This is a genomic window from Nocardia sp. NPDC004260, assembly GCF_053603155.1.
The window spans coordinates 117216-140677 of record NZ_JBSGEZ010000005.1; the positions used below are offsets into that span (position 1 = coordinate 117216).

A 23462-nucleotide genomic window follows, 5' to 3' on the forward strand; every position below is an offset into this window, starting at 1 on the left:
TGTCGCCGTCCGCGACAGCATTCTCCCTATGTACCGGGTGTTCGTGAGCCATTCCAGCCGCGATAAGGCATCCGCGGTGGCCGTCACCCGGTGGCTGACCGAGAACGAACCGAGCCTGAGCGGGGAAATATTCCTCGATGTCGACTCCCGGACCGGTATCGCGCCAGGGACCCGCTGGAAATCCGAACTCGTCCGCGCGGTCGATCGCTGCGAAGCGGTGATCTGCTTGATCTCCCCTGATTGGGAACGTTCACCCGAGTGTCTAGCCGAATTCCGTCACGCGGAATCGCTCAACAAACGGATCTTCTGCGCTCGCATCGATCCCGCGGCTCGCGGAGAGAAAACCCGCGAGTGGCAATTCTGCGACCTCTTCCCCGACGGGCACAGCCCGGTCACCACCATCGCATCCGAAGACAGCGGCACACCGACCGTTCTCGCCAGCGACGGCCTGCGCAGAATGCTCCGCGGCCTACGCGAAGCCGGAATCGGTGCCGAACATTTCCCCTGGCCACCACCGGGCGACCCCGGCCGCGCACCGTACCGCGGCTGGCAATCCATGGAGGATGTCGACGCGGCCATCTTCTTCGGCCGCGACCCACAAATCCTGCGCGGCCTCGACGTGCTTCGCGGCATGCGCTCGACGGGTGTCGAAGGCCTGTTCGTCGTACTCGGCCCATCCGGTGTCGGGAAGTCGTCATTCCTGCGCGCCGGGCTCCTTCCCAGGCTGCACCGTGACCGCGACAACTTCCTGCTGTGCGACATCGTCCGCCCCGAACGCGCCGCGGTCACCGGAGATCAAGGCCTCGCCCACGCCATCCTGCAACTCAGATCCCGCGCAGGCCTGACCGGTCCCGCGCTCGGTGACATCAAAGCAGCCTGCCTGGCAGGCGACACCGGCCGGCTGTCGAACTGGCTCCGCGAGGCACGGCGTGATCCGCTCGACCCAGACGCGGCGCCGACGCTGATCCTGCCGATCGATCAGGCCGAGGAATTGTTCACCACCGAGGCCGGGCCGGAGGCAGCCACATGCCTCGAGTTGCTCGGCGAACTACTGCAACCGAACGCGATCGCCGAGTTGCCCATGATCGCAGTGGTGACCATTCGAGCCGACCGATACGAGGCCCTACAGACAGCGCCGGAACTACTCGGTGTACACACCAGGGAATTCAGTGACTTGAAGCCGATGCCGGTGAGCGAATTCAAAGAAGTGATCACCGGCCCCGCTGCTCGCGCCACAACCGCGGGCCTGCGTCTGACTCTCGCCCCCGCACTCGTCGCCCAGCTGGTAACCGACGCCACCGGCGGCGCGGACAGCCTGCCGCTCCTCGCGCTGACTCTCTCACGCCTCTACCTCGATTACGGCAGCACCGGAGAACTCACCCTCGCCAACTACCAATCGATGGGCGGCATGCAACATATCGTCCACGCCGAAATCGATACGTTGCTCGCCGCGGATCCCGACCTCCGGTCACAGCAACTCGACGTGCTGCACGCGGCGTTCATTCCGTGGCTCGCCACCGTCGATCCGAATACCGACCAGCCCTCGCGCCGAGTCGCACGCTGGAGCGAGCTTCCGCCCGCCGGCCACGACCTGATCAATGCCATGATCGCCCGGCGACTGCTCGTCAAAAATGAGCGCGGCGGCGAGACGGTGATCGAGGTCGCGCTGGAAAGCCTCCTCCGGCAATGGGCGCCACTGGCGCGGTGGCTGCAGGAACAGGCCAAGGACCTGAAGGACGCCGACAACCTCGATCGCGCGGCCGCGGACTGGTATCGCAACGCGCGCAGCCCCGAGTGGCTGATCGAGGGTGCGCGACTCACCACGGCAATGCAGTTGGCGAACTCCCCGATGTTCACCGACCGGGTTCGCCACGCGGCGGAGTTCCTCGAGGCCTCCAAGGAGCGCGAGGACGCCGAAACGGAGGCCGAGCGGCAACGCCGAGAGGCCGAACTGCGCAACGCACAGCAACGTCGAGACGAGGCTCAAGCACACGCGGCCGTGCTGCACAAACGCACGAAGGTCCTGCGTGCGGTACTCGCCCTGACACTGGTGGTGGCCCTGGCCGCGGTGACCGGCTTCGTACTGGCGGTCGCCGCCCGCAACGACGCCAACGCGAAACGCCGGGAGGCCGACGATCGCAGCCGTGAGGCACTCGCCGAACGACTCACCTCACAAGCACAGGCCATGCTCGCCGGGGGCCAACCCGGCAGTGAACTACAGGCAATAGCCGAACTGCTCGCCGCGCAGCGCGTCTCGGCGAATCCGAACATCGGCGCACTGGTCACCGCATTGAGCAAAAAGCCCCAACTGCAGAAAATCATCGACCCATCCAGTGGCGGTCTCGGGCTCCCCATGCTCAGCACTGACGGTCAGCGAATCGCAGCGTCCACCCCTTCGGGAACTCAACTACTCGACACCGAGACCGGGCAGCCGACAGGAAAGCCGTTCGCAGATCCCAAGACCACCCGCGCGGTAAAACCGAGTTCGGACGGCCGATTTGTCGCGATAATCGGCGCGGACAAGACGATCCGGGTATGGGACTCAGCCGTCCCACAGCCCATCGGTCAGCCGATGACCGGCACTATGAATGGCGCCGATGTCGTGGCGGTCAGTTCCGACGGGCACCGGGTCGCCGCGGTGGACACAGACCGCGCAGGCACCGCGGATACTTTGCGGTTGTGGGACGCGGAGACCGGGCAGCAACTCGGGAGTCCGCTGACAGGACACGTCGGCCGAATATCCGCTGTGGCGTTCAGCCCAGACGGGCGGCACCTGGCTTCAGCCGGCGGGGACAATACCGTTCGCCTATGGGACGCAAGTACCGGGTCGGCACTGGGTGAACCGTTGCGGGGCGGCGGCGACCCCCGCATGGGCGACAATGACGCGACCTTGAGCGTGGCATTCAGCCCAGACGGCCATACCGTCGCCGCAGGCGGCTCCACCGTGGGCGTCGGCACATTGATCAGCGCCGGTTCACCTCTACGGCTGTGGAACGCCGACACCGGCGAGACAATCGGCACACCGGTCTTCGGAAACTACGGAGCGATACAGTCTGTGGCATTCAGCCCGGACAGCGGCCGGATCGCCACCGGCAGCAGCGACAAGACCGTACGACTATGGGACGCACGCACCGGTCAGCCGATCGGCCATCCGCTCCAGTTCCAAGGACCGGTGTCGGATGTCGCCTTCACCCGGCAAGGGAATCGGATCGTTTCGGTATCCAGCGACACCGTCCAGGCGTCGAACGCCGATACCGAGGCGGCACTCACCACGAGAACGGGTGGTAGCATGGCGGCCAGCACACCGGCCGAGGGAGGCTACGGGCTGGACACTACCGCCGATCGCCCGCGCGTTCTCGCGTTCCACGACGACACCTTCCGAAGCTTCGACGCCGATACCGGCGAACCGGTCGGTCCCACCATTGTCACGGAGGCACTTCGCGGAACCAAAGCTTTCGACCTCAGCCCGGACCACCGCTGGCTCGCAGTCGGGACCGGAAAAGAAGTCCATATCGTGGACACCTCGAACGGGCAGCCGCACGGCGAGCCGATCAGAGGGCACGACGACTACGTGAACTACGTGGAATTCGACCCCAGCGGCCGGACAATCGCAACCGCGAGCAACGACAAGACAGTCCGACTCTGGGACTGGCGAAACGGCCGGCAGATCGGCAAGCCGATGACCGGTCACCAATACGGCGTCCGATCCGTTGCCTTCAGCGACGACGGTCACCGCCTGTATTCCCGCAGCGGATCTGGGACACCGCGACCGGACGAGCGATCGGCAAGCCCATCGGCAGCCCCAACACTTTCGGTTTCGCCGACATGACGATCAGCCCCGATGGCCGGCGCATCGCCGGGGTGAGCGGGAAAACAATCCAGCAATGGGACGCCGAGAGCGGCGACGCGGTCGGCCCGCCGATGGAAGGCTCCGACCGGCAGGTAGACATCGCCTACAGTCCCGACGGCCGCCATCTGGTTTCGATCTGCGCCGACAGCACACTGCGGTTTTGGGATACCACCACAGGAAGCCAGGTCGGCGAGGCCGTCGACACGACGGCAGCAGGCAAAGCCTCCCACGTCAAGTTCAGCCACGACGGCCGACGCATCTTCCTTGCCGCCACGCAAGCCACCCTCGACGGCAATCCGCCATTCGTCGGCGGCGGCATCTGGCAGCTGCCGGCGCCCGCCGCATGGATGGACGCGCTATGCGACAAGCTGGCCTCGAATCCGAGCCATGAGCAGTGGAAAGACTGGATCTCGCCCGACGTCTCCTACCGAGAGCTGTGCCCCGGCAAACCCAGTCCGTGACGTCATCGTGCCCATCAAGTGGGTTGCCGCCGCTGGACGACGCCGTCACATAGCTGTCCAAATTTGTTCCCCCGAGCCGCGCTTCGTCACAGTGACAAAACTAGGGGGCGGGGAAGGAGTGGGGAAGAAGGGTGCGGCAGATAAATGCCACAGCGACAACATGACACATGCATAACTATGCATACATCGACGCATGATTCAACCACACAGAACACGCGTATCCAGAGCTCTCACACAGGCCCGACAACCCCAGAGCCTCACCGGTTGACCCGATCCCGCACACCGGATCGAACAGCACGACATACGGGCCCTCGAGCACCCCCTCCGACCAGGCCAAAACTTCGCCGATAATCAACATTATGTCAACTAGAGGACTGGTGACCGCTCCCCGGTTCGAAGAAGCCTCATCTCCCGGCATCCGGGTGAGACGTATCGGCGAGGCTGAGCATCGCGCGGTTACGCCAGTTAGTCGTCGTGCCGCAGATGTGTGATCGCGCCGGGCGCGGTTGCGAACGACACGAAACCGGCGGCCTCCACCGGCAGCATCGTCCACGTGGTGATGACGAATGTCAGCGCCTAGCCGTGCGTTACGACGATGTGGTCGGTGTCCGCCATAGTTCGCGCACACACGCACCGACTCGGGTGGCGGCTTCACGCCGTGTCTCCGCGCCACGGATCGGACCGCGATGGTCGAGCCGATCGTGGTCGGGTGCGGGCACCTGCCGCTCCATCAACCACGCGTTCGGCCGACCACCCGCCTGCCCGAAGTCGATCTCGCGCAGTCGCCGGACCCTGCATGCCACTCCCCCTGGCTCGCCAACGGACTCGAACGGCCCGGACACGCGACCCTATCCGCGCCGGTTCGCGGCTCGCGCCGGGTCCAACCCCGAAATATGGCCCGGCATCGAGGAGGCGGACTCAAGCCAGCAAGTCCGCGAGTTCCGCGTGCAGATCCAGCAACGTGGAAATCTGACCGGCCGGACGGCGGCCCATACCGCACTCGGTGGCGATGCCGAACTCGCGGACCACCGAGCGGGCAGCTTCGATCCGTGCCAGCCCGCCCGCACGGCCGTCGGTGGCGTGCACCAGCCCGAGGTACAAGTCCGTTCCAGATGGCAAAACAAGATCGGCGAGAGGCTTGAAATAGTCGGCATCGGTACGCGAGCGCGGAACCGGCAGGTGAATCCAGTCGACCTGCCGCTCCAGCCCGGCCAGGATACGGCCGGCGACCGCAGCCAGCTTGCCGGTATCGGCGGGTTCGGCGAAGTGCTGGTGACCGAAATCGCCATAGCAGAGGTGATAACCAAGACTTACCGACTCGGGCACAGCATCGCCCAACCGAACGAGCCGCCGCCCCACTTCCTCGAGCTGCGTCGGGTAGTCGGAGCCGAACCACGACGGGAAGATGCCCTCGAAGATCGCGAACTCGACCGCGGCATCCCACTGCACCGCAAGGTCTTCCGCCGGGATCGTGTCGAGGATGACGGCGAGTTCGTCGAGCAGCCGCGCCTCGTATCTGCGCTCCAACTCGCCCTGCGGACCCGCGACGAACGCACCGATCACCGCGATAGGCGTTGGCAAGCTCACCTGGAACCGAATGCCCGCGGGGATCGTCCCGTCCTCGCGCAGCCGGCGGAAGACTCGCCAGGATTCCAGCGCCGCGTCCGCGTAACCCAAGGGACCGAAGTCGATCGACGCCGCGTCCACGCCGGGCTTGGGCCGCACCCGCTCGCTCGGCCCGTACTCGGGGCTCGGCGGCGGAATGGTTTCCAGGTCCGGATGCGCCTGCATCTTGGGCAACTGCCACACTACCCAGTTGTCCCGAACTCCGGTCTCCCCATCCGGAATGCGCTTCAAGTGCTTGCCGATTCGCCGCGCCGCCTCGGAGAAGACTGTTTCGGCATCCGCCAGCGGCACACTGCCGCACAGATGAACTCCGCGCCCCTCACCCATTACAACCTCCTCCGCATGGCCTACCACTGGTTGAGCCGATCTGATCGAAACCAGACATTTGCCACGCATCCGTCCAGACATCCGGATCGAGATATAGCTATCGATCATCTAGCGCTATGGGGTGCAGCGTATGCGCGGAGTGCGAAGTGAGATCCCCATGTCTGGGAAACATCAGCGGTAGGTTCACTGGCCGAACATGCCCCCCTTCGGTCTTGCCGGTCATGGCGCTGCGCAACGAGAATCAGCCCTTCGCCGACTTGTTCTTCTCGATCGCCCCGGAGGTTGTCACCATCTGCGAACTACTCGTTCTCGTCAACGGACTGCCCGGCGCCGGGAAGTCCACCTTGGCTCCGGCGCTGGCGCTCGAGCTCGGCGCGCACTTGATCACGCGGGACGCCATCAAAGAAGCGCTGTGCTCAGGGCTCGATCACACCGCGGTACTACCGAATATCGGGGCGATCGCGACAGAGGCCGCGTGGGCGCTCGCCGCCGCGCTACCCGGTGTCGCGCTGATCGACTCGTGGTGGTTCAAACCCCGAGATGCGCGATACGCCGCCAACGGCATCGCGAAATCGGGCGCGACGCGAGCGGTGGAGGTCTGGTGCTCGGTTCCGCCCGAGCTCGCCCGCGACCGATACCGCGGCCGTACGCGTGCCGCCCTGTATCACGATGACGCGCACCTCGCGCACGACTGGGACCACTGGGCGCGCCTGGCCGAACCGCTCGCGCTCACGCCGGTCGTCGCCGTCGACACCACCGGCCCGGTGGACGGATCGGACCTCGCGCGCCGGATCATGGCCGCGGCGACTGTTGCCATCGGCGACGTCCTCTAGCACTGGATTCACATCACGCCTGGTCTATGACGAAACAGTCCCCCCTGGCGTCGATGCTGCTTTGGTGTGGGTTCGGCTGGATCGGAACCTTGGATGCAGGTGTGAATTATGCATATATACGCAAAGGAACGTATCGCAATCTTTTTCTTCACGCGCTAATGCACGTGGATCGCTTCAAGCGACGCTGACAATGTCGCGAGGTATGCATGAACGGTTCCCACGCCAGCATCCCGCGCTGAACCGGATTGTTCACCTACAGAACGTTTTACGTATCGCCACGACTCTTACCTCCACTCCCCTACCCCATTTCCGCGCAAGCCCGAACGCCGGACACGCTTCCCGCGCGACTTCCGACCTCGCACAGCGGCATTCGCGAACCGATAGCAAGCTGAACTAACGTTCGAATCGTGCTTGGACATTCACATGCGACCAGTGGCGCATTGGCCTGGTCGGCGGCAGCGGCGACGCTACCGGTCACCATCTTGACGTTTCCCGCTCTCCAGGATGCGACGGGACATCTCGGTACCGTCGATCTGCTGCTGGGCGTCTTTCTCACGGCCGGGGCCGCGCTGCTGCCAGACGCGGACCATCCCGACGGGACCATTTCACACACTTTGGGTCCGATCACGCACACCGCATGCAAGCTCATCTCCTGGGTCTCCGGCGGCCATCGCGGCGCCACCCACTCGTTGGCCTTCGTCGCGGCCGCCGCCTACGGCACGTGGGCCGGCGAGCACTGGCTCGGGCGCTGGTTCACCCTGAGCCTGGTCTTCTTCCTCCTCGCCCTGGCTGTACGCGCACTGCATCTGTGCCCGTCCGGCAACAACTTCAAGGCATGGGGACCGATCGTCGTGCTCGCCTCCGCGGGCACGTTCGCCATGGAGCATTGGATCGCCGACAAGCCGGTCTGGCTGCCGTTCGCGGTCGGACTCGGCGCACTGGCCCACCTGCTCGGCGACTGCCTCACCGAGCGCGGCTGCCGCCTGTTCTGGCCCTTCGGCGTGCGAGTCAGTCTTCCCGTCATCGAGCGCACCGGGAACAAGGTCGAAACCTTCATCATCGCACCGCTTTTCACGGCCGGTACCCTGGCGATTCTCTGGTACACCATCACCCACCAGCCCTGACATCTCGACGCCGCAGCCCAGGCCGCCGCGCTCCCGGCGGCGCGATTGCCGCGACAGGCAGCCTGGGCAGCAGCGTGAGAGGCCACCTGTTCCGCTCCGTTCCCTTTCCATGCTGCTTTGGTCTGTCGTGGTTGAGTGTGGCTGCTGGTTGGGACATTGAGACACATTTGTAGATGCGCATATCTACGTATCAGCATGTTTATCACTCGCAGTCCATAGACGTCCATTCTTGGTACCTTCGCCTCCGCCCATAAGCGGTCCCCTACCGTGCACCGTTTCTCCCGAGACCTCCGCATTCCCCCGGCTACCCTGATGCCATGCTCGCCTCGACCATGCAGCCGCAACGCTGGACACCACCGCGCTCCCCCGCACGAGCGCGTCAAACCCGCAGTGCTCCACCTCTTCCCGACATCCGGCGCCTCGAGCTGCCGGGTGCCGGCCCGGAAGATGTCGTCCTCTCCCCCGACGGCAGGATCATCGCGGGAGTCGACGGCGGCGCAGTCCTCAGCATCGATCCGGCGACCGGCGACGTCCGCGAACTCGCGAACACCGGAGGCCGCCCGCTCGGTCTGCACGCCGACGCCGACGGCCGCGTGCTGATCTGCGATTTCGAACGTGGACTGCTGGAGCTGGACGCCGAGGGCGGGCTGAAGGTCCTGGTCGATGAAATCGACGGCGAGCGGCTACGGTTCGCCAGCAATGTGGTGCGCGATGCCGACGGCACGATCTACTTCTCGGCGTCGTCGCGCCGGTACTCGCTCGATGAGTACATGGGTGACATCCTGGAGCACTCCGGCACGGGTCGCCTGTTCCGCCGGGATCCCGCGGGCAACGTGGAGACGCTCATCGACGGACTGCAATTCGCCAACGGCGTCGTCCTGGCACCCGATCGCTCCAGCGTGGTCGTCGCGGAGACCGGCGGCTACCGTCTCACGCGCTATTGGCTGACCGGTCCGAAGGCGGGAACGCAGGAACGGTTGATCGAGAATTTGCCCGGATTCCCGGACAACCTCGGCCTCGGCAGCGACGGCCTGATCTGGATCACGCTTCCTTCGCCGCGTAATCCGTTGCTGGACCGCCTGCTTCCACTGCCCGGCATTCTGCGGCGCATCGTGTGGACGCTGCCGAAGTGGGTGCAGCCGAAGCCGGCGCGGACGGTGTGGGTGCTGGCGGTCGATTTCGACGGCAACGTCGTGCACGACCTTCAGGTCGAGGGCACCGACTATTCGATGGTGACCGGCGTGGTCGAGCAGGACGGCGTGCTGTATCTGGGCAGTCTCACCGAGGCGGCGGTGGCCGTGTCGCGAGTGCCGTAGGGTTCACTTTTCAGTGCACAGTTGTACACTGAGTTCGTGACGGAGGGTGTGCCCCAGCGGCAAGCGGAGGTCAGGGCGCTGGCCCGGCTGGCCGGTGACGAACTCGGCGGTGCGGTCGACGGGATCGCGGCCGTGCACCGGGCGATCGCGCACCGCGTGTTCGCGGCGGTGCGGTGGGGCGTGGGGCCTGCGGCGGCTCCGGTCGAGCTGATGCACGATGCGATCGCGGAGAGCGTCTACCGCGTGGTCGGTGGATCCGCGGTGGCGGCGGGCATGGTCGCGGAACGGACAGCGGATCTGCCCGGCGTCGCACCGTCACGCACGGTGTACGGCTCGGGATTGCTGGCCGCGCTGCAGGGTTTGATCGGTGATGATCTCGAGCGGACGCGGCCGATTCTGGCCGGTCCGATGACGTTCCGGATCGACGGCGCTCCCGTGCCCGCGGAGCTCGTCGGTGCGCGCGTTCAACGGCCCGCCGCCCACGTCGTGGTGTTCTTGCACGGCTTGGTGGAAACCGAGCACGCGTGGGGTTTGGGCGGCGGGCCGACCTATGCCGAGCGTCTGGAGTCCGATACGGGATGCACGTCGTTGCAGGTCCGGTACAACACCGGTCTGCACATCTCGGAGAACGCGGCGCAGTTCAGCGAGCTGATGCAGGGCTTGGTCGATGGGTGGCCGGTGCCTATCGAGCGGTTGTCGCTGGTAGGTCATTCGATGGGTGGGTTGGTCGCCCGGGGTGCGTGTTTCGTGGCGAGTGAAGCCGGGGTGCCGTGGGTGCGGCGGGTGCGCCACGTGGTGTGCCTGGGTTCACCGCACATGGGCGCGCCACTGGAGCAGTTGGTGCATTACGCGTCGGCGGCGCTGGTGCGGTTTCCGGAAACCCGTCCATTCGGGCGGCTGTTGCGTCGCCGCAGCGCGGGTATCCGGGACCTTCGGGACGGCTCCCTGGTGGACGAGGATTGGCGTGATCTGGACGCCGACGCGCTGCGTCGCCGGGTCGTTCGGGAGGTTCCGCTGCTGCGGGACGCGGACCATTATTTCGTTACCGCCACGGTCACGCGGAGTTCGCGGCATCCGCTGGGGCGTGTGGTAGGTGACGGGCTGGTTCTCACACCGAGTGGCTCGGGCCGGGCTCGGACCCGGCGCATCGGGTTCGATGTCGGCAAAGGCATGCATGTCGCGTCGGCGCATCACTTCACGTTGCTCAATCACGCGGCGGTCTACCGCGCGTTGCGTACCTGGTTGGCCTCGGAATCGGCTGGGTCCGGTGGAGTTTCTCGCTGAACTCCCGGCGGGGCAGGGCGTGGCCGTGCCCCGCCTCGGCGTTCAGAGAAGGTCTTCGGGGTCGGCGTCGGCTTCGAGGCGCACGTCTTCGGCGAAGCGGGTTTCGGTTTCGGCGTCGTCGTGCTCGGTGTGGGCGGCGTAGAGCAGCAGGCAGCCGCGGATACCGTCGAGGAGGTCTTCCAAGAGGTCGAGAGCGGGGCGGGCGGGGTCGAGTCGGCTGATGCGGAAGCTGGTGAGCATTGCTTCGCGGGTGTCGGCGTCGACGCCGAATCGGTGGGCTTGGGCTTCGATGTCGGCGACGCGGGCGACGAGGCTCCAGGGGGCTGGGACGCGGCCTTCGTGGACGGCCATCGCTTCGGCGATCAGGTCGAGGACGACTTCGGTCGGGGTGTCGCCTGCGGCGAGTCGTTCGAGTACGAGGGTGGGTGTCTCGACTTGGAGCGCTTCGATGTCGTCGGCTTCGGCGACGACATCGGTGGTGGCTACGTTCGCGGCCTCGCCTGCGACTTCGGCGGCGGCGTAGAGCCAGTGTGCCGCGGCGACGGAGGCGGAGGCGGGGTCGAGTTCGGTGAACAGTTCGATGCTGCCGAGTGGGTCGTTGCGCAGGAGTGCGTCGGCGGCGTGGACCTGGGCCGGGGATACGTCGGGGCGGGACAGTTCGACGGCTTGGCGGGCGCGGCCGGAGAGGTCGCCGCGTTCGGCGGATTCGATGGCTTCCTGTTCGGTGCGTACCTCGGCGGCGACGGTTTCGAGCAGGGCGGCGTGGTCGATGTCGTGCAGGGTGCGGCCGATGCGGTGGGCGGATTCGACGACGCCGCTGTAGGAGACGAGCAGTCCTTCGTCGGTGGGCAGGTTGGGATTGCGCAGTCCGGCTTCGACTTCTTTGAAGTTGCGGCGTTCTTCGGCGCGGCGCCATGCTTCGCTGTTGGGGACGTCGGGGTCGCCCGCGGCGCTGGCGGGGTGGGTGTAGGTGCGCCATTGGAACCGCGAGAGGGTGGTGAGGTTCGACGCCAGATCGGTTGCCTGGTCCGTGGTCACCTGCGGGGGCAGGGTGGCCACCGCCTGGGCGAGGTCGCCTCGTCCGGTCGCCCAGGTGGCGACGAGGGCGGCGCGGTCGGCGTCGAATGCGTATCTGGTCACCTGGCAAGTCTGGTCGATCGGCGGCGGATGCGCTCGGTCAATTGATTCGCTTGTGTGATGTTGTGCGGCGTTTCCTGGGGACGCGCTGGGCGGATGGGGCGATGACTGTCGATCATGGTGATCCGGGCGGCGGGCCTTCGGCAGCGCAGGAGGCGAGAACTATTGCGGCCGGGTCGAATACCGCGACGTCGGCGAGTCCGGCGGAGGATGGTTCGCCGTGGGCGTGGAGTTGGCGCGGCGGTCGCGGTTGGGGGGAGCCCGGATTGTGACCGTTGTGGGATCAGCGACACGCGAGTTCTTCTCCCGGCCGCCAGCAATCTCGCAGTTACGCTACGGCGATGCGTACACGCACTCACCGGCGCGGGTTCGCCGCGTTGTCGGCCGCTGCGGCGATGCTGATGGCTTCGGGGGTGTCCGCTGCTCAACCGGGCCGGGAGCTGCCCGTGTTCGGTAGGAATTTTTTGTGGGGTGTGGCGTCGTCGGGGTTTCAGTCCGAGGGTCATGCGCCGGACAGCAACTGGTCGCGTTTCATCGCGTCGGGTGGGACGGCGGATCCGTATCTGGATTCGGTGGACTTCGCTCGCCGCTATCTCAGCGATATCGATCTGGCGGCGCGGTTGGGTGTGCGGGTGTATCGGGTGGGTATCGAGTGGGCGCGGTTGCAGCCGGCGCCGCATGCCTGGGATGAGGCGGCGTTCGGGTTCTATGACGATGTGATCGCCCGGATCGTCGCGGCGGGGATGCGGCCGATGCTGACGTTGGATCACTGGGTGTATCCGGGGTGGGCGGTGGATCGGGGCGGGTGGCGCGATCCGGGCATGGTGGAGGATTGGCTGGCGAACATGCGCAAGGTGGTGCAGCGGTATGCCTCGCGTGATCCGCTGTGGGTGACGTTCAACGAGCCTGTGGCGTATGTCGGCACCGAGTTGCGCACGGGCGGGATCGGTGTGGATGAGGCGCCGGTGATGCTGGATCGGATCGCGCAGGCGCACAACGAGATCTACGACGTCATCCACGCTTATCGGTCGGGTGCTCAGGTGACCAGCAATCTGGGGTATGTGGCGGGTGCGGAGACGGAGGTGAATCAGCCGATCGTGGATCGGATTTCGGCGAAGCTGGACTTCATCGGTCTGGACTATTACTTCGCTCCGTTGCCGCAGACCGGGGAGGCGGCGCAGGGCGGTGCGGAGGGGGGTCCGCCGATGTGGGAGCTGCCGGTGCATCCGGAGGGTATCTACTACGCGTTGCGGCATTACGCGCGCCAGTTTCCGGGGCGGCCGCTGTATGTGGTGGAGAACGGGCTGCCGACGGAGAACGGGCAGGTGCGCCCGGATGGGTATACCCGCGCCGATCATCTGCGGGACACGGTGTATTGGTTGCAGCGGGCGAAGGCCGATGGGATGAATGTGGTCGGCTATAACTATTGGAGTCTGACGGACAACTATGAGTGGGGTTCCTACGCGCCGCGGTTCGGGCTCTATACGGTCGATGTGCTGACCGATCCGACGTTGGCGCGCCGCCCGACCGATGGGGTCGACGCGTATGCCCGGCTGATCCGCGGAGGTGGTGTGGCGCCGGATTATCGGCCGACGCGGGCTCCGGTTCCCTGTGTCCACATCGATGCGGCGGAGACCTGTGTCGGGGAGGATCCGGCCTAGAGCGGTTGTAGCCGGGTGGTGGTGGGGTTCCGGTAACGTCGGGCGGAAGTGCACGCGTTCGCGGGTGGGGCACGCTCCTCCCGGAGAGGTGATTCATGACGACCGATAGTCACCTGCCGCTCGGCTTGCGGTACCCGGCGGCGTCCTTCTCGGAGTATCTGCGCCGGTATGCGCCGCAGTTGTTGCCGGATCCGGATTTCGGCGGTGGCGCGAGTGGTGTCGCGCCGCACGGGACGACGATCGTCGCGATCGTCTATCGCGGTGGTGTGCTGGTGGCGGGTGATCGGCGAGGCACGATGGCGCATCTGGTGGCGACGCGCGATATGCGGAAGGTGTTCATCACCGACACGTATTCGGCGGCGGGTTTCGCGGGCACTGTCGGGATGGCGGTGGAGATGATCCGGTTGTTCGCGGTGGAGCTCGAGCATTACGAGAAGATCGAGGGAGCGTCGCTGACGTTCGACGGCAAGGCGACGAAGTTGTCGGCGATGGTGCGGGCGAATCTGCCTGCGGCGCTGCAGGATATGGCGGTGATTCCGGTGCTGGTCGGCTACGACCCGGACGCTGTGGAGCCGGAGCGGGCGGGGCGGATCGTGTCGTATGACGCGGTGGGTGGCCGGCAGGAGGAGCGTTTCGGTTACACGGCGGTCGGTTCGGGGTCGGTGTTCGCGAAGTCGTCGTTGAAGAAGACCTATCACCGTGGGATCGATGCGGAGGCGGCGTTGCGTCTGGCGGTGCAGGCGCTGTTCGACGCGGCCGATGATGATACCGCGACGGGTGGCCCGGATCTGTTGCGCGATATCTATCCGACCGCGGTGCTGGTCGATGCCGACGGCGCGGTGGAGGTGCCGGAGGAGCGTCTGGCGCAGATCGCCCGGGCGGTGGTCGATGCGCGTTCGGCCGCGGAGGGGCATTAGCGGCGGGGATGTCCGCTTCGGGCGGCGCTGCTCGGAATGCGTTCGGGCGGCGGGGATTCGCGAATTGTCGGCCGCGCCGCGCGTATTTGTGACCGAAGTCGCAATGCTGCGTTGTTAAGCGTGTCACAGCAATCGCGGTGTGGCAGATACGGCATCGGTGCGGCAAATCCGCGAATGTCGAGTTCAACGCCGTGCGCGAAATGTTACTCGCCGGTTGGGTCACTCTCGGCCGGTATGCGCCGGGAGCTGCGGCGATGCGTGGGAGATCGATCACGCTTGCCTGCTGTCGCGCAGGTGCTTACGGTGATTTTCGTCGATGGCCGATGACGCCCGATCGAATTACATCTCATTGATGTGCCGCGATATTCGGCTTTCCAAGGCAATTCCGCTGTTATTGCTCTGGGCGGCAGCATTATTCATGCGGCACCGGCGAAAATGGAGCAATGGTACAACCAACCCCCTGGCAGGCAAGCGAAGCGCGAGACGGTCGGAGCCGTGGCTCCGGAGGCGGCGGACGCGGTGCGAGGCCACCACGGGGGGTGGACTGGGGTTTCTTGTTCGCCGCGGCCGCGAGCGCGGTCGGCTTCGCCCTGTTGTTCCAGCCGTGGCTTTCGGCGTCGGGTTCGGGAGGCGAGGCCCGCTCCGACGCGTTCGGCCGGGTCACCGGGGCCACGAACGGGTTCGACGAGTGGTCGGTGTCGAAATTCCGTGACGTGAACATCAGCGGCGCCTGGGGTCTGCTGGCCGCGGCCGCGATGCTCGTCACCGTGTTCGCTGCGCTGGCGCAGCTGCGGATGCGCACCCGCGCGCTCGCTCTTCTAGTGATCGGCTCCAGCGTGACCGCGGCGATCGTGGTGCTGATCGCCTTGATGTACCTGGATGCCAGGGGGCCGGAATTGCGGATCCTGATTGATCCGGGTGAGGGTCTCGGCGCGGGATTGGTGCACCGCTTTCTCGGCGAGTTCGGGAGCGCTCCCGGTCCGGGTGAGCGGCGCATGGCCAGCGCAGGACTGACTTCGATGGCGTTGGCCGCCGGGGTGCTCAGCTGCGCCGCCGCGGTGGCCGCGCTCGCGCAGGGCACTCGCCGTTACGCCCTCAGCCCGATGCGCGCCCTGTCGTGGTTGGTGACGCCGCTGCCCGCCGAGCCGGAGCAATCCGCCGCCGTCGCCGAGGCGCCGCGTCCGGCGGCGCAGCCCAGGCCCACGCCGGAGGCCGCCGAGCGGCTGTTGTGGGACGAACTCGTCTTCGACGACGACTTGGTCGCCAACGTCACGTGGGTGCGGAACACCAACCCACCGCGGCCCGAAACCGCCGGGCACCGGTCGACGCCGGTCCTCACCCGCTAGCGGCCGATGGGCGGTCCGGTCCCAGTGTGACGGCGGCTTCGTGCCGCGCGCGTCAGTCCGGTAGCGGGGGTAGTTCGAGGTTTTCGCGGAAGGTCGCGCCGACGTAGTCGGAACCGGTGATGCCGCGGCGGCGTAGTTCGGGCAGCAGTCCGTTGACGACGAAGTCGCGGGTGCGTTCGTCGGCGAGTCCGCCGAGGGAGATCACATCGAGAACGCCTGCGTCGTAGCGTTCTTCGATCGCGTCGGCCAGTTGTTCGGGGGTGCCGGCGACGGCCCAGTGGCCGGTGTCTTTGGCGGCGATGATCAGCTCTCGCAGTGTCTTTCCCGACCGTGCGAAGTTGCTGAAGATCTCCACGCGGCCGCGTCGGCGGTGCACGGAGGCCACGTCGGGGAGCACGTTGTCCGGGAGGGGCTTGTCCAGCGGCAGGCCGGACAGGTCGACGCCGCCGCCGAGCATGTCGGCGAGGGCGACGCGTCCCGCTTCGAAGTCGGTCGCCTCGGCCTGTTCCCGCGCGAGGCGCTTCGCTTCGGCATCGGTGGCGCCGTAGGTGGCGTGGAACGAGCTCATGATCAGCGGCAGGCCTTCGGCGCGGCCGAGTTCGCTCGCGCGTGCGCGAATGCGTTTGGTGTAGGTGACCGCGTCTTCGAGGGTCGGCAGTGAGGTGAACACGACCTCGGCGAATCGCGCGCCCAGTTCGATCCCGCCTGCCGATTGCCCGGCCTGGAATTGCACGGGTCTGCGCTGCGGTAGGGGCGGAATGTTCAGCGGTCCACGGACGGTGAAGTACCGCCCAGCGTGATCGATGGGCCGCACGCGGGTGGCGTCCAGGATCGCGCCGCCGTGCCCGTCGGGGGTCAGCGCGCCGGACTGCCAGCTGTCGAACAGGGCGTTGACCACCTCGAGGGATTCGGTGGCGCGGGCATACCGGTCTTCGGGGCTCGGCAGATCCTGGTCGCCGTAGTTCTCCTCCCCCACCGAGGAAGTCACCGCGTTCCATGCCGCGCGGCCGTTGCTGATGTGGTCGAGGGTGCCGAAGAGCCGGGCGAGGTTGTAGGGGTGGTGGAAGGTGGTGGTCACCGTGGCGATGAGGCCGACGTGCGAGGTGACGGCGCTCAGCGCGGACAGGAAGATCAACGGTTCCTGGGCGCCGATGGCGCCTTGTGCGCCGAAACTGAGCAGGTCGGCGGCGAAGAGGGCGTCGAACTTGTGTTGTTCGGCGATTTTCACGATCTCGATCGATGACGCGATCGTCGTGGCGGACGGATCGATGGCCGCCGCGTACACGCTGACCGCACCGCTGACTCCTGTGACGGTCTTCAGGGGCCGTCGTCGCCCACCAACTTTGCCCATTGCGGCGACGCTACCGGTGCGCACCGCTGTCGTAACGGGTTGCGATCAGCGAGATGTTTTCTGCCCGAGCGAAATTTGCGGGGCGGTGCCACAGAGGTGATGCGGCATGGCTTCGTACGCCGGGGCCGATCCTAGGCCTGTTCTCGCCCGTCGCCGTGGTCCTCGGCGGTGGTCCGGTCCGCGCGCGGCACCCGTACCACTCCGGTGTCGAGATCGATGTCGAACCGCGGTGTATGGGTCTGCCCGTCGCTGTCCTCGCTGCCCTCATGGTTCAGCTTCTTGCCAGGAAACAGCTCCCCGATGACGCCCATACGATCACCATACGCGCGCGCGGTATCCGACCGAGTCCGGCACGGCGCATCCCCGCCGACGGCGTTCGGTCGACGAGTGCGGACGTGATCGCCAGGCGATAGCGGTCGAACGGTTCCGTTTCGGCGCCCGAGAGACTGAGGCTCGGTTAGCATCATGTTCTGCTCCGATCGGCCGAGGACCGCGGCACGGGGAGCGCTGGGCGACCGATACAGGAATCGAACGACAGATCGGCCTACCGAATGGAATACGACGCCGACCTCGCCCAGGCTCAGGTCTTCGTGGAGTTGCTGACCCGGCAAGCCCGGACGTTGGCGCGGGACATCGAATCCACTTACCGCCACGATCCCGCCGCGCGGCACGAACTGTACGGCGAATTGTGCGTGGTGCGCCGCTATATCGACCGGCTGCACCGACGGTTCCCCGAAACCGCGGGGCCGCACGTGCGCCGGCAGCTGGCCGCCGCCCCGGGTACACGGCCGGTGCTGGGTTGAGGCGTGCCGGTCTCAGGGCCCCGGCGCGGCGGCCGTGCGCTCGGGGACGGGCACGGTGAGCATGGCGACGATCATGTCCACGATCTCCGCGGCGTCCCCGGGGTGGGCGGTGCGCACCCCTGCTTCCAGGGTGCGTTCGTAGTCGGCGATCAACGCGAACATGACGGTGGCCATGGTTTCCAGGCGTTGCCTGCGCAGCCGCCGCGGCAGGTCGGTCAGCGCGGCGTCGAGGCGGGTGGCGATGATGCGGACCGCCGCGCGGTCCGCGTCGGCGAGGCGGTGCGCGTCCGCTACGACGGGATGGGTGCGTACCACTTCCAGGAACCGGCCCAGATGGGTCACCCGGTCGTGGCCGAGCAGTTCGAGGATCGGGGTCGCGAGCATGGCGACGAGGGTGCGCACGTCGTTGGTGCGGCCGTCGGCCTCGTGGGCGGCCAGCAGCTGCATGCGCCGCTGTTCGAGCCAGTTCATCCGGCGCTCGACGATGGCCTCGATCAGTCCGGTGCGCGAATCGAAGTAGTAGTGCACGGCGGAGTTGTTGCGCTGGCCCGCGGCGGCGGCGATGTCGCGTAGCGGCACGTCGAGGCCGCGTTCGGCGATGAGGCGTTCTCCGGCGTCGAGCAAGGCGGTGCGCGATTCGTCGCTCGGCATGTACGCACTCTACTAAACAGGAGTATTGACGATGTTAAACACAGATGATTAATTAAACGGCGTGGATAATGTGGCGGTGGTCACCGGTGCCGCTTCCGGCCTCGGCGCCGCGCTGTGCCGCCTGTCGGCCGCGCGGGGCCCCGCGGTGGTGGCCGCCGACAGCGACGCCGCCGGGCTGGTCGGGCCGGTCGCCGATACCGCGATCCACACCCGGGTCGCCGACGTCTCCGACGACGACCAGATGCGCCGCTTGGTGCTCGGCGCCGTGGCCGAGCTGGGGCGCGTGGGCGGCGGCGAGCACATACCGTTGCCGCCGTGGCGGCGGCTCGTGGACGTGAACCTGTGGGGGGTGGTGTACGCGACGCGCTACGCCTATCCCCTGACGCGCGCGCAGGGCTCCGGCCACATCGTCAACATGACCTCGCCGGCCGGATCGACACCGGTGGCGCCGTCGGCCGCGTACGCGATGACCGAGCACGCGGTGGTCGGGCTCGGTACCGCGCTGCGCGTGGAAGCGCCCGCCGCCGGTGTCCGCGTGAGCGTGGCCGTGCCCGGCGGGGTCGCGACCGGCATCGCCGATTCCGGGATCGACCTGCCCGGGTACTCGTATCGCGAACCGTTGCGCCGGATGCCGATCGGGATGACCGGTTCCGAACGGGCCGCGCGGCACATCCTGCGTGGCATGCGGAAGAACCGGCCCCACATCGTGTTTCCGCACTCCCACAGGGCGGTGGTCGCCGCACACCGGTCGTGTCCCGGTCTGATGAGCCGTCTCGGAGACCGCCGATGATCGCGGGCGGCCCGATCTTCCAATTGTGCTGGGTCGTCGGTGATCTGACCTCGGCCTGCGAGACGTTCACCACCCGGTACGGAGTCGGTGCATGGTTCACCATTCCGGAGGTCCACTTCGGGCCCGATGCGGCCGAATTACGCTGGGCACCGGCCGATTACACGATCGGTGTGGCGCTCGGTTACGCGGGTGGCCAGCAGTTGGAGCTGATCGAGCCGCGTGGCGGGGAGAGCCTGTACGCCGAGCATCTCGATCGGGTCGGCCCCGGATTGCATCACGCCGCCTGGGTGCCCGAGGACTACGACGCCGCGCTCGCCGAGGCCGCCGCGGCCGGTATCGCGATCATCGCCCGCGGCCGGTTCGATGGCGTCGGGATGGAGTTCGCCTATCTCGAGGGCGGGCCGATCGGCTCGCACCTCGAACTGCTGCGGTTATCCCCGCAGATGCGAGCGCTGTTCGACCATTTGATTCCGGAAGGATTCAGCAACCCATGGCAGTAGGCGGCGGCCCAGGGCAGTCCGCGATGCCGTCGCGGCGGCACGGTCGCGCCCGCGGCAGTTCCCATCACGTCTCGGCAACCGCCCGGGACCCGCGCGGCGCGCTCGACGCGCCAGGAAGGCAGGCACCATGCGTTTCACCTACGCCGAGACGATGACCGACCCGTCGTATTACCTCGCTCTGGCCAAAGCCGCCGAGGAGGCGGGCTACACCTCCATGGCGGTCGCCGACAGCGTGGCGTACCCGAAAGAGTCCGACGCGAAATATCCCTACACCCCCGACGGGAACCGGGAGTTCCTGGAGGACAAGCCGTTCGTCGAGGCATTCGTGCTCAGCGCGGCGATGGCGGCGGTCACCACCACGCTGCGGTTCACGCCGTTCGTGCTGAAGCTGCCGATTCGCCCGCCCGTGCTGGTGGCCAAGCAGGCCGCGTCGGTGGCCGCGCTGAGCGGCAACCGGTTCGGGCTCGGTGTCGGCATCAGCCCGTGGCCGGACGATTTCGAGATCATGGGGGTGCCGTTCGACAAGCGCGGCGCGCGGATGGACGAATGCATCGACATCGTGCGCGGACTTTCGGCAGGCGGGTACTTCGAATACCACGGGCAGTTCTACGACATTCCGCCGATCAAGATCAGCCCGGTGCCGACCGAGCCGGTGCCGATCTTGATCGGCGGCCACAGCAGGCCCGCGTTGCGCCGGGCCGCGCAGCGCGGCGACGGGTGGATGCACGCCGGTGGCGACGGCGGCGAATTGGACCGGCTGCTGGGCGAATTGGACACGTTGCGCGCGGAGTACGGCACCCGCGAGGACTTCGAGGTGCACGTCATCTCGCTGGACGGTTTCACTGTCGACGGGATCAAACGTCTCGAGGACAAAGGGGTCACCGATGTGATCGTCGGCTTCCGCCTCCCCTACACCACCGAGCAGGACACCGAGCCGCTGGAGACCAAGATCGCCAACCTGTCCCGCTTCGCGGAGAAGGTCATCGCCCGGGTCAACGGGTGACGCCGGGTGCGGGTCAGGACCCGAGCGCGGCGGCAGCCGCGGCGAGGGTCCGCGCTCGGTAGCCCGCGCCGAACAGCGCGACGTGCACCAGCAGCGGATGCAGCTGGTGCAGCGGCGTGCGGGTGCGCCATCCGTCGGCCAGCGGGTGGGTTTCGTGGTAGGCGGCGCGGATACGGTCCAGGTGTGGAGCGCCGAAGAGGGCGAGCATGGCCAGATCGGTCTCGCGGTGGCCCGCGTGCGCGGCGGGGTCGACGAGCATCGCCCGTTCCCGCGTCCACACGATGTTGCCCGACCACAGGTCGCCGTGGATGCGGATCGGTGGTTCGGCGGGGCCGGCCAGCTCATCGATGCGATCGATGACGCGTTCGATCAGGCGGGTACCGTCGGCGCCGAGTGCCGCCGCCGCCCGAGCGAGGTAGGGCGCGAGGCGCTGCTCGGCGTACCACCGCGACCACGGGCCGTCGGTCGGAGTGTTGGGCAGTGGCAGGCTCGCGATCCAGCCTTCCCACGGGGCCCCGAACAGCTCGGCGCGGGCGGCGTGCAGCGCGGCCAGTTCACGGCCGAATCGCTCGGCGGCCGCGGGGGTGGGTCCGGTCTCCTCCAGCCAGGGCAGCACCAGTGTCCGGTCGTCGGCGGCCAGGACCTGCGGCAGCAAGGCCCCGGCCGGGTCGGGCGCGGTGGCGCGCAGCCAGGACAGGCCTGCCGCTTCGGCCGCGAAGACGGATGTCGGCTCGGGCGATGCCTTCACGAAAATGGTTCTGCCGTCGGCTGTTTCGGCGCGGTGCAGCGTCCATGCGTGGCCGGCGCCGAGATCGGTGACGGCGCGGACGGGCACGTCCAGCAGGGCGGACAGCTGGGCCGCGCGGCTCACCGGGTGCCCGCGGTGAGCCGTTTCATGGTGTCCTCGTCGGCGGGGAAGAACGACTCGATGGCCAGTTCGGCGACGGTGACGTTCATCGGGGTGCCGAACACCGTCGTGACGCTGAGGAACGACAACTCGTCGCCGTCGTGCTCGATCCGCAGCGGGACCACCGCCTGGTCTGGTTCGGGCACGGTGAGCTCTACTTCGCCACCGGGGTAGGACCGCAGCTCCTCGAGCAGGTCGGCCAGGTCCCTGGCGCCGGTGACCTCTACTTGGCGCGCGAGACGGGCGAGGATGTGGCCGCGCCATTCGGCGAGGTTGCGGATGCGGCCGGCCATGCCGTCGGGGTGCAGGCTCAGCCGCAGCGCGTTCACCGGCGGTTTCGTCAGTGCCGGATCGATGTCCGCGATGAGCACGGCCACGCCGCTGTTGGCGTCGATCATGGTCCAGTTCTGATCGATGGCCAGCGCGGGGTAGGGCTCGTGGCCCGCGAGGATCTGGCGCATGGCGCCGCGGACGGCGTTCATGGCCGGAGTGTCCAGACCGGGCTGCGCGTAGGCGGGCGCGTAGCCCGCGGCCAGCAGGACGCGGTTGCGTTCGCGCAACGGGATCTCCAGATGCTCGGACAGGTGCACGATCATGGTGCGGCTCGGGGTGGCGCGCCCGGTTTCGATGAAGCTCAGGTGCCGCGCCGAGGTGTCGGCCCGTCCGGCCAGCTCCAGCTGGCTCAGCCTGCGTTCCAGGCGCCAATGTCGCAGCAGGTCACCTGCCGTTGGGGTAGTCACGCCCCGATCCTACGAACGGCAGGCCGTCGCGGCCATTACCTCTCGGGTAAGGGGCGCCGATACCTGCGGCGTCCTGGTCGTTCCGCCGGCCGTGCCCGCGCGGGAACACGAATGTCCGGCCGGAAGCGTGTGCTCCGGCCGGAACTCGGGCGGTGTCAGGCCATTTCGGGGACGCGCAGATGCGCGAACGCCAGCTCGAACTCCCCCACCTCGAGCACGTTGGCGCCGACCCGGTGAGTCGCCACGCTCCTGATCCGATTGCTGTGCTCGCGGGTGGCCTCCATCGCCTCGCGAGTCGCCCACACCATCGCGCCCACCGCTCGGCCGCTGTCCCGGTCGACGAACAGGCTGGCGCTGCAGAATCCGTCGAGCGTCTCGATCTGCGGCAGCACTTCCATCCGGAACGTGTCGATCAGGCGCTCGACCTGCCCCGGGTCGACCTGCACCCAACTGCACCTGGCGCAGGCGGCGTCGCCGGCGGGACGGTCGCGGTGCATCGCCGCGATCTCCCATTCCTCGACGCGCTCCACGCTGCCGCCGAGTCGGCGGGCCAGGCCGTCGCGCAGTTGCTGGGCCCGTCCTCTGCTGGCCTGCAATGCCTCCTGCGATTCCCACGAGGTCGTAGCGATGCAACGTCCCGTCGACCGGTTCACCAGCAACGACATGCCGACCCACCCCTGCAGCTCCGGCAGATTCGACATCACTTCATCGCGGAGGTATGCGATCCCGTCGTCCATCGATGACGGCTGGGCCGCGATTGTGCTGGAACGTGCGTACACGGGCCACCTCCCGACTGCTCAGGGCGGCGCCCCGGTGGCGCCACCGGACATACTCA

21 protein-coding genes are annotated in these 23462 nt (G+C 67.3%); 13 read left to right on the forward strand and 8 right to left on the reverse strand.

The window, feature by feature from the left end; genetic code table 11:
- Window positions 1-43 precede the first annotated feature (43 nt).
- Window positions 44-3829 (forward strand): nSTAND1 domain-containing NTPase, encoded by a 3786-nt coding sequence (locus ACWEO7_RS05455; protein ID WP_452421015.1) that lies wholly within the window; start codon window positions 44-46, stop codon window positions 3827-3829.
- Window positions 3826-4311: a WD40 repeat domain-containing protein gene (locus tag ACWEO7_RS05460; RefSeq protein WP_452421016.1), complete on the forward strand. Its 486-nt coding sequence runs from the start codon at window positions 3826-3828 to the stop codon at window positions 4309-4311. The genes ACWEO7_RS05455 and ACWEO7_RS05460 overlap by 4 nt, the downstream gene beginning before the upstream one ends.
- Before the next feature lie 918 nt (window positions 4312-5229).
- On the opposite strand, the gene ACWEO7_RS05465 is transcribed toward ACWEO7_RS05460, so the two are convergent.
- Window positions 5230-6264 (reverse strand): hypothetical protein, encoded by a 1035-nt coding sequence (locus tag ACWEO7_RS05465; RefSeq protein ID WP_452421018.1) that lies wholly within the window; start codon window positions 6262-6264, stop codon window positions 5230-5232.
- A gap of 221 nt (window positions 6265-6485) precedes the next feature.
- Between ACWEO7_RS05465 and ACWEO7_RS05470 the strand changes: the two genes are divergently transcribed.
- The 4 genes from ACWEO7_RS05470 to ACWEO7_RS05485 all read left to right on the forward strand — a co-directional run bounded on the left by ACWEO7_RS05470 (window position 6486) and on the right by ACWEO7_RS05485 (window position 10821).
- Entirely contained in the window at window positions 6486-7097 is a 612-nt protein-coding gene (locus ACWEO7_RS05470) for an AAA family ATPase (protein ID WP_452421020.1), read from the forward strand.
- A gap of 407 nt (window positions 7098-7504) precedes the next feature.
- Complete coding sequence (locus ACWEO7_RS05475) at window positions 7505-8221, forward strand: metal-dependent hydrolase (protein WP_452421021.1); 717 nt, start codon at window positions 7505-7507, stop codon at window positions 8219-8221.
- Between the two features lie 317 nt (window positions 8222-8538).
- Entirely contained in the window at window positions 8539-9537 is a 999-nt protein-coding gene (locus ACWEO7_RS05480) for an SMP-30/gluconolactonase/LRE family protein (RefSeq protein ID WP_452421023.1), read from the forward strand.
- Window positions 9538-9573: 36 nt separating this feature from the next.
- On the forward strand, window positions 9574-10821 hold the full coding sequence (locus ACWEO7_RS05485; RefSeq protein WP_452421024.1) for an esterase/lipase family protein: 1248 nt from the start codon (window positions 9574-9576) through the stop codon (window positions 10819-10821).
- A gap of 42 nt (window positions 10822-10863) precedes the next feature.
- Here ACWEO7_RS05485 and ACWEO7_RS05490 read toward each other — a convergent pair whose 3' ends face one another.
- On the reverse strand, window positions 10864-11961 hold the full coding sequence (locus ACWEO7_RS05490) for a hypothetical protein (protein WP_452421026.1): 1098 nt from the start codon (window positions 11959-11961) through the stop codon (window positions 10864-10866).
- 338 nt (window positions 11962-12299) lie between these two features.
- Between ACWEO7_RS05490 and ACWEO7_RS05495 the strand changes: the two genes are divergently transcribed.
- From ACWEO7_RS05495 to ACWEO7_RS05505, 3 genes are all read left to right on the forward strand, one after another.
- Entirely contained in the window at window positions 12300-13619 is a 1320-nt protein-coding gene (locus ACWEO7_RS05495) for a family 1 glycosylhydrolase (protein WP_452421028.1), read from the forward strand.
- Between the two features lie 95 nt (window positions 13620-13714).
- Window positions 13715-14536, forward strand: a complete 822-nt coding sequence (prcB, locus tag ACWEO7_RS05500) for a proteasome subunit beta (RefSeq protein ID WP_452421030.1) — start codon at window positions 13715-13717, stop codon at window positions 14534-14536.
- A gap of 539 nt (window positions 14537-15075) precedes the next feature.
- Entirely contained in the window at window positions 15076-15882 is an 807-nt protein-coding gene (locus ACWEO7_RS05505; RefSeq protein WP_452421032.1) for a hypothetical protein, read from the forward strand.
- A gap of 52 nt (window positions 15883-15934) precedes the next feature.
- Here ACWEO7_RS05505 and ACWEO7_RS05510 read toward each other — a convergent pair whose 3' ends face one another.
- Together ACWEO7_RS05510 and ACWEO7_RS05515 are read right to left on the reverse strand one after the other, a co-directional pair.
- Complete coding sequence (locus ACWEO7_RS05510) at window positions 15935-17233, reverse strand: NtaA/DmoA family FMN-dependent monooxygenase (protein ID WP_452421034.1); 1299 nt, start codon at window positions 17231-17233, stop codon at window positions 15935-15937.
- Between the two features lie 131 nt (window positions 17234-17364).
- Window positions 17365-17544: a hypothetical protein gene (locus tag ACWEO7_RS05515; protein WP_452421036.1), complete on the reverse strand. Its 180-nt coding sequence runs from the start codon at window positions 17542-17544 to the stop codon at window positions 17365-17367.
- A 240-nt stretch (window positions 17545-17784) separates the two neighbouring features.
- On the opposite strand from ACWEO7_RS05515, the gene ACWEO7_RS05520 reads away from it, so the two are divergent.
- On the forward strand, window positions 17785-18036 hold the full coding sequence (locus ACWEO7_RS05520) for a hypothetical protein (protein ID WP_452421038.1): 252 nt from the start codon (window positions 17785-17787) through the stop codon (window positions 18034-18036).
- 12 nt (window positions 18037-18048) lie between these two features.
- Here the strand turns inward: ACWEO7_RS05520 and ACWEO7_RS05525 are convergent, their stop codons facing one another.
- The gene (locus ACWEO7_RS05525) at window positions 18049-18687 is read right to left on the reverse strand and encodes a TetR family transcriptional regulator (RefSeq protein ID WP_452421040.1); all 639 of its coding nucleotides are present in this window, start codon (window positions 18685-18687) and stop codon (window positions 18049-18051) included.
- A gap of 76 nt (window positions 18688-18763) precedes the next feature.
- Between ACWEO7_RS05525 and ACWEO7_RS05530 the strand changes: the two genes are divergently transcribed.
- From ACWEO7_RS05530 to ACWEO7_RS05540, 3 genes are all read left to right on the forward strand, one after another.
- Window positions 18764-19477, forward strand: coding sequence for an SDR family NAD(P)-dependent oxidoreductase (locus ACWEO7_RS05530; RefSeq protein WP_452421042.1), 714 nt, complete (start codon window positions 18764-18766; stop codon window positions 19475-19477).
- Window positions 19474-19977: a VOC family protein gene (locus ACWEO7_RS05535; protein WP_452421044.1), complete on the forward strand. Its 504-nt coding sequence runs from the start codon at window positions 19474-19476 to the stop codon at window positions 19975-19977. Before ACWEO7_RS05530 ends, ACWEO7_RS05535 begins: the two co-directional genes overlap by 4 nt.
- Before the next feature lie 127 nt (window positions 19978-20104).
- Window positions 20105-20980 (forward strand): TIGR03619 family F420-dependent LLM class oxidoreductase, encoded by an 876-nt coding sequence (locus tag ACWEO7_RS05540; protein WP_452421045.1) that lies wholly within the window; start codon window positions 20105-20107, stop codon window positions 20978-20980.
- Window positions 20981-20993: 13 nt separating this feature from the next.
- Here ACWEO7_RS05540 and ACWEO7_RS05545 read toward each other — a convergent pair whose 3' ends face one another.
- The 3 genes from ACWEO7_RS05545 to ACWEO7_RS05555 all read right to left on the reverse strand — a co-directional run bounded on the left by ACWEO7_RS05545 (window position 20994) and on the right by ACWEO7_RS05555 (window position 23406).
- Window positions 20994-21851: a fructosamine kinase family protein gene (locus ACWEO7_RS05545; protein ID WP_452421047.1), complete on the reverse strand. Its 858-nt coding sequence runs from the start codon at window positions 21849-21851 to the stop codon at window positions 20994-20996.
- A complete protein-coding gene (locus tag ACWEO7_RS05550; protein ID WP_452421049.1) occupies window positions 21848-22627 on the reverse strand; it encodes a helix-turn-helix domain-containing protein in 780 nt (259 codons plus the stop codon). The genes ACWEO7_RS05545 and ACWEO7_RS05550 overlap by 4 nt, the downstream gene beginning before the upstream one ends.
- A gap of 155 nt (window positions 22628-22782) precedes the next feature.
- On the reverse strand, window positions 22783-23406 hold the full coding sequence (locus ACWEO7_RS05555) for a hypothetical protein (RefSeq protein WP_450024430.1): 624 nt from the start codon (window positions 23404-23406) through the stop codon (window positions 22783-22785).
- Window positions 23407-23462 lie beyond the last annotated feature (56 nt).

Coding starts and splice junctions, on each gene's coding strand:
- prcB (WP_452421030.1), top strand. CDS start 13,715: ATGACGACCGATAGTCACCTGCCGCTCGGCTTGCGGTACCCGGCGGCG.
- ACWEO7_RS05465 (WP_452421018.1), bottom strand. CDS start 6,264: ATGGGTGAGGGGCGCGGAGTTCATCTGTGCGGCAGTGTGCCGCTGGCG.
- ACWEO7_RS05460 (WP_452421016.1), top strand. CDS start 3,826: ATGACGATCAGCCCCGATGGCCGGCGCATCGCCGGGGTGAGCGGGAAA.
- ACWEO7_RS05480 (WP_452421023.1), top strand. CDS start 8,539: ATGCTCGCCTCGACCATGCAGCCGCAACGCTGGACACCACCGCGCTCC.
- ACWEO7_RS05510 (WP_452421034.1), bottom strand. CDS start 17,233: ATGGGCAAAGTTGGTGGGCGACGACGGCCCCTGAAGACCGTCACAGGA.
- ACWEO7_RS05470 (WP_452421020.1), top strand. CDS start 6,486: ATGGCGCTGCGCAACGAGAATCAGCCCTTCGCCGACTTGTTCTTCTCG.
- ACWEO7_RS05495 (WP_452421028.1), top strand. CDS start 12,300: ATGCGTACACGCACTCACCGGCGCGGGTTCGCCGCGTTGTCGGCCGCT.
- ACWEO7_RS05520 (WP_452421038.1), top strand. CDS start 17,785: ATGGAATACGACGCCGACCTCGCCCAGGCTCAGGTCTTCGTGGAGTTG.
- ACWEO7_RS05535 (WP_452421044.1), top strand. CDS start 19,474: ATGATCGCGGGCGGCCCGATCTTCCAATTGTGCTGGGTCGTCGGTGAT.
- ACWEO7_RS05515 (WP_452421036.1), bottom strand. CDS start 17,544: ATGGGCGTCATCGGGGAGCTGTTTCCTGGCAAGAAGCTGAACCATGAG.
- ACWEO7_RS05525 (WP_452421040.1), bottom strand. CDS start 18,687: ATGCCGAGCGACGAATCGCGCACCGCCTTGCTCGACGCCGGAGAACGC.
- ACWEO7_RS05540 (WP_452421045.1), top strand. CDS start 20,105: ATGCGTTTCACCTACGCCGAGACGATGACCGACCCGTCGTATTACCTC.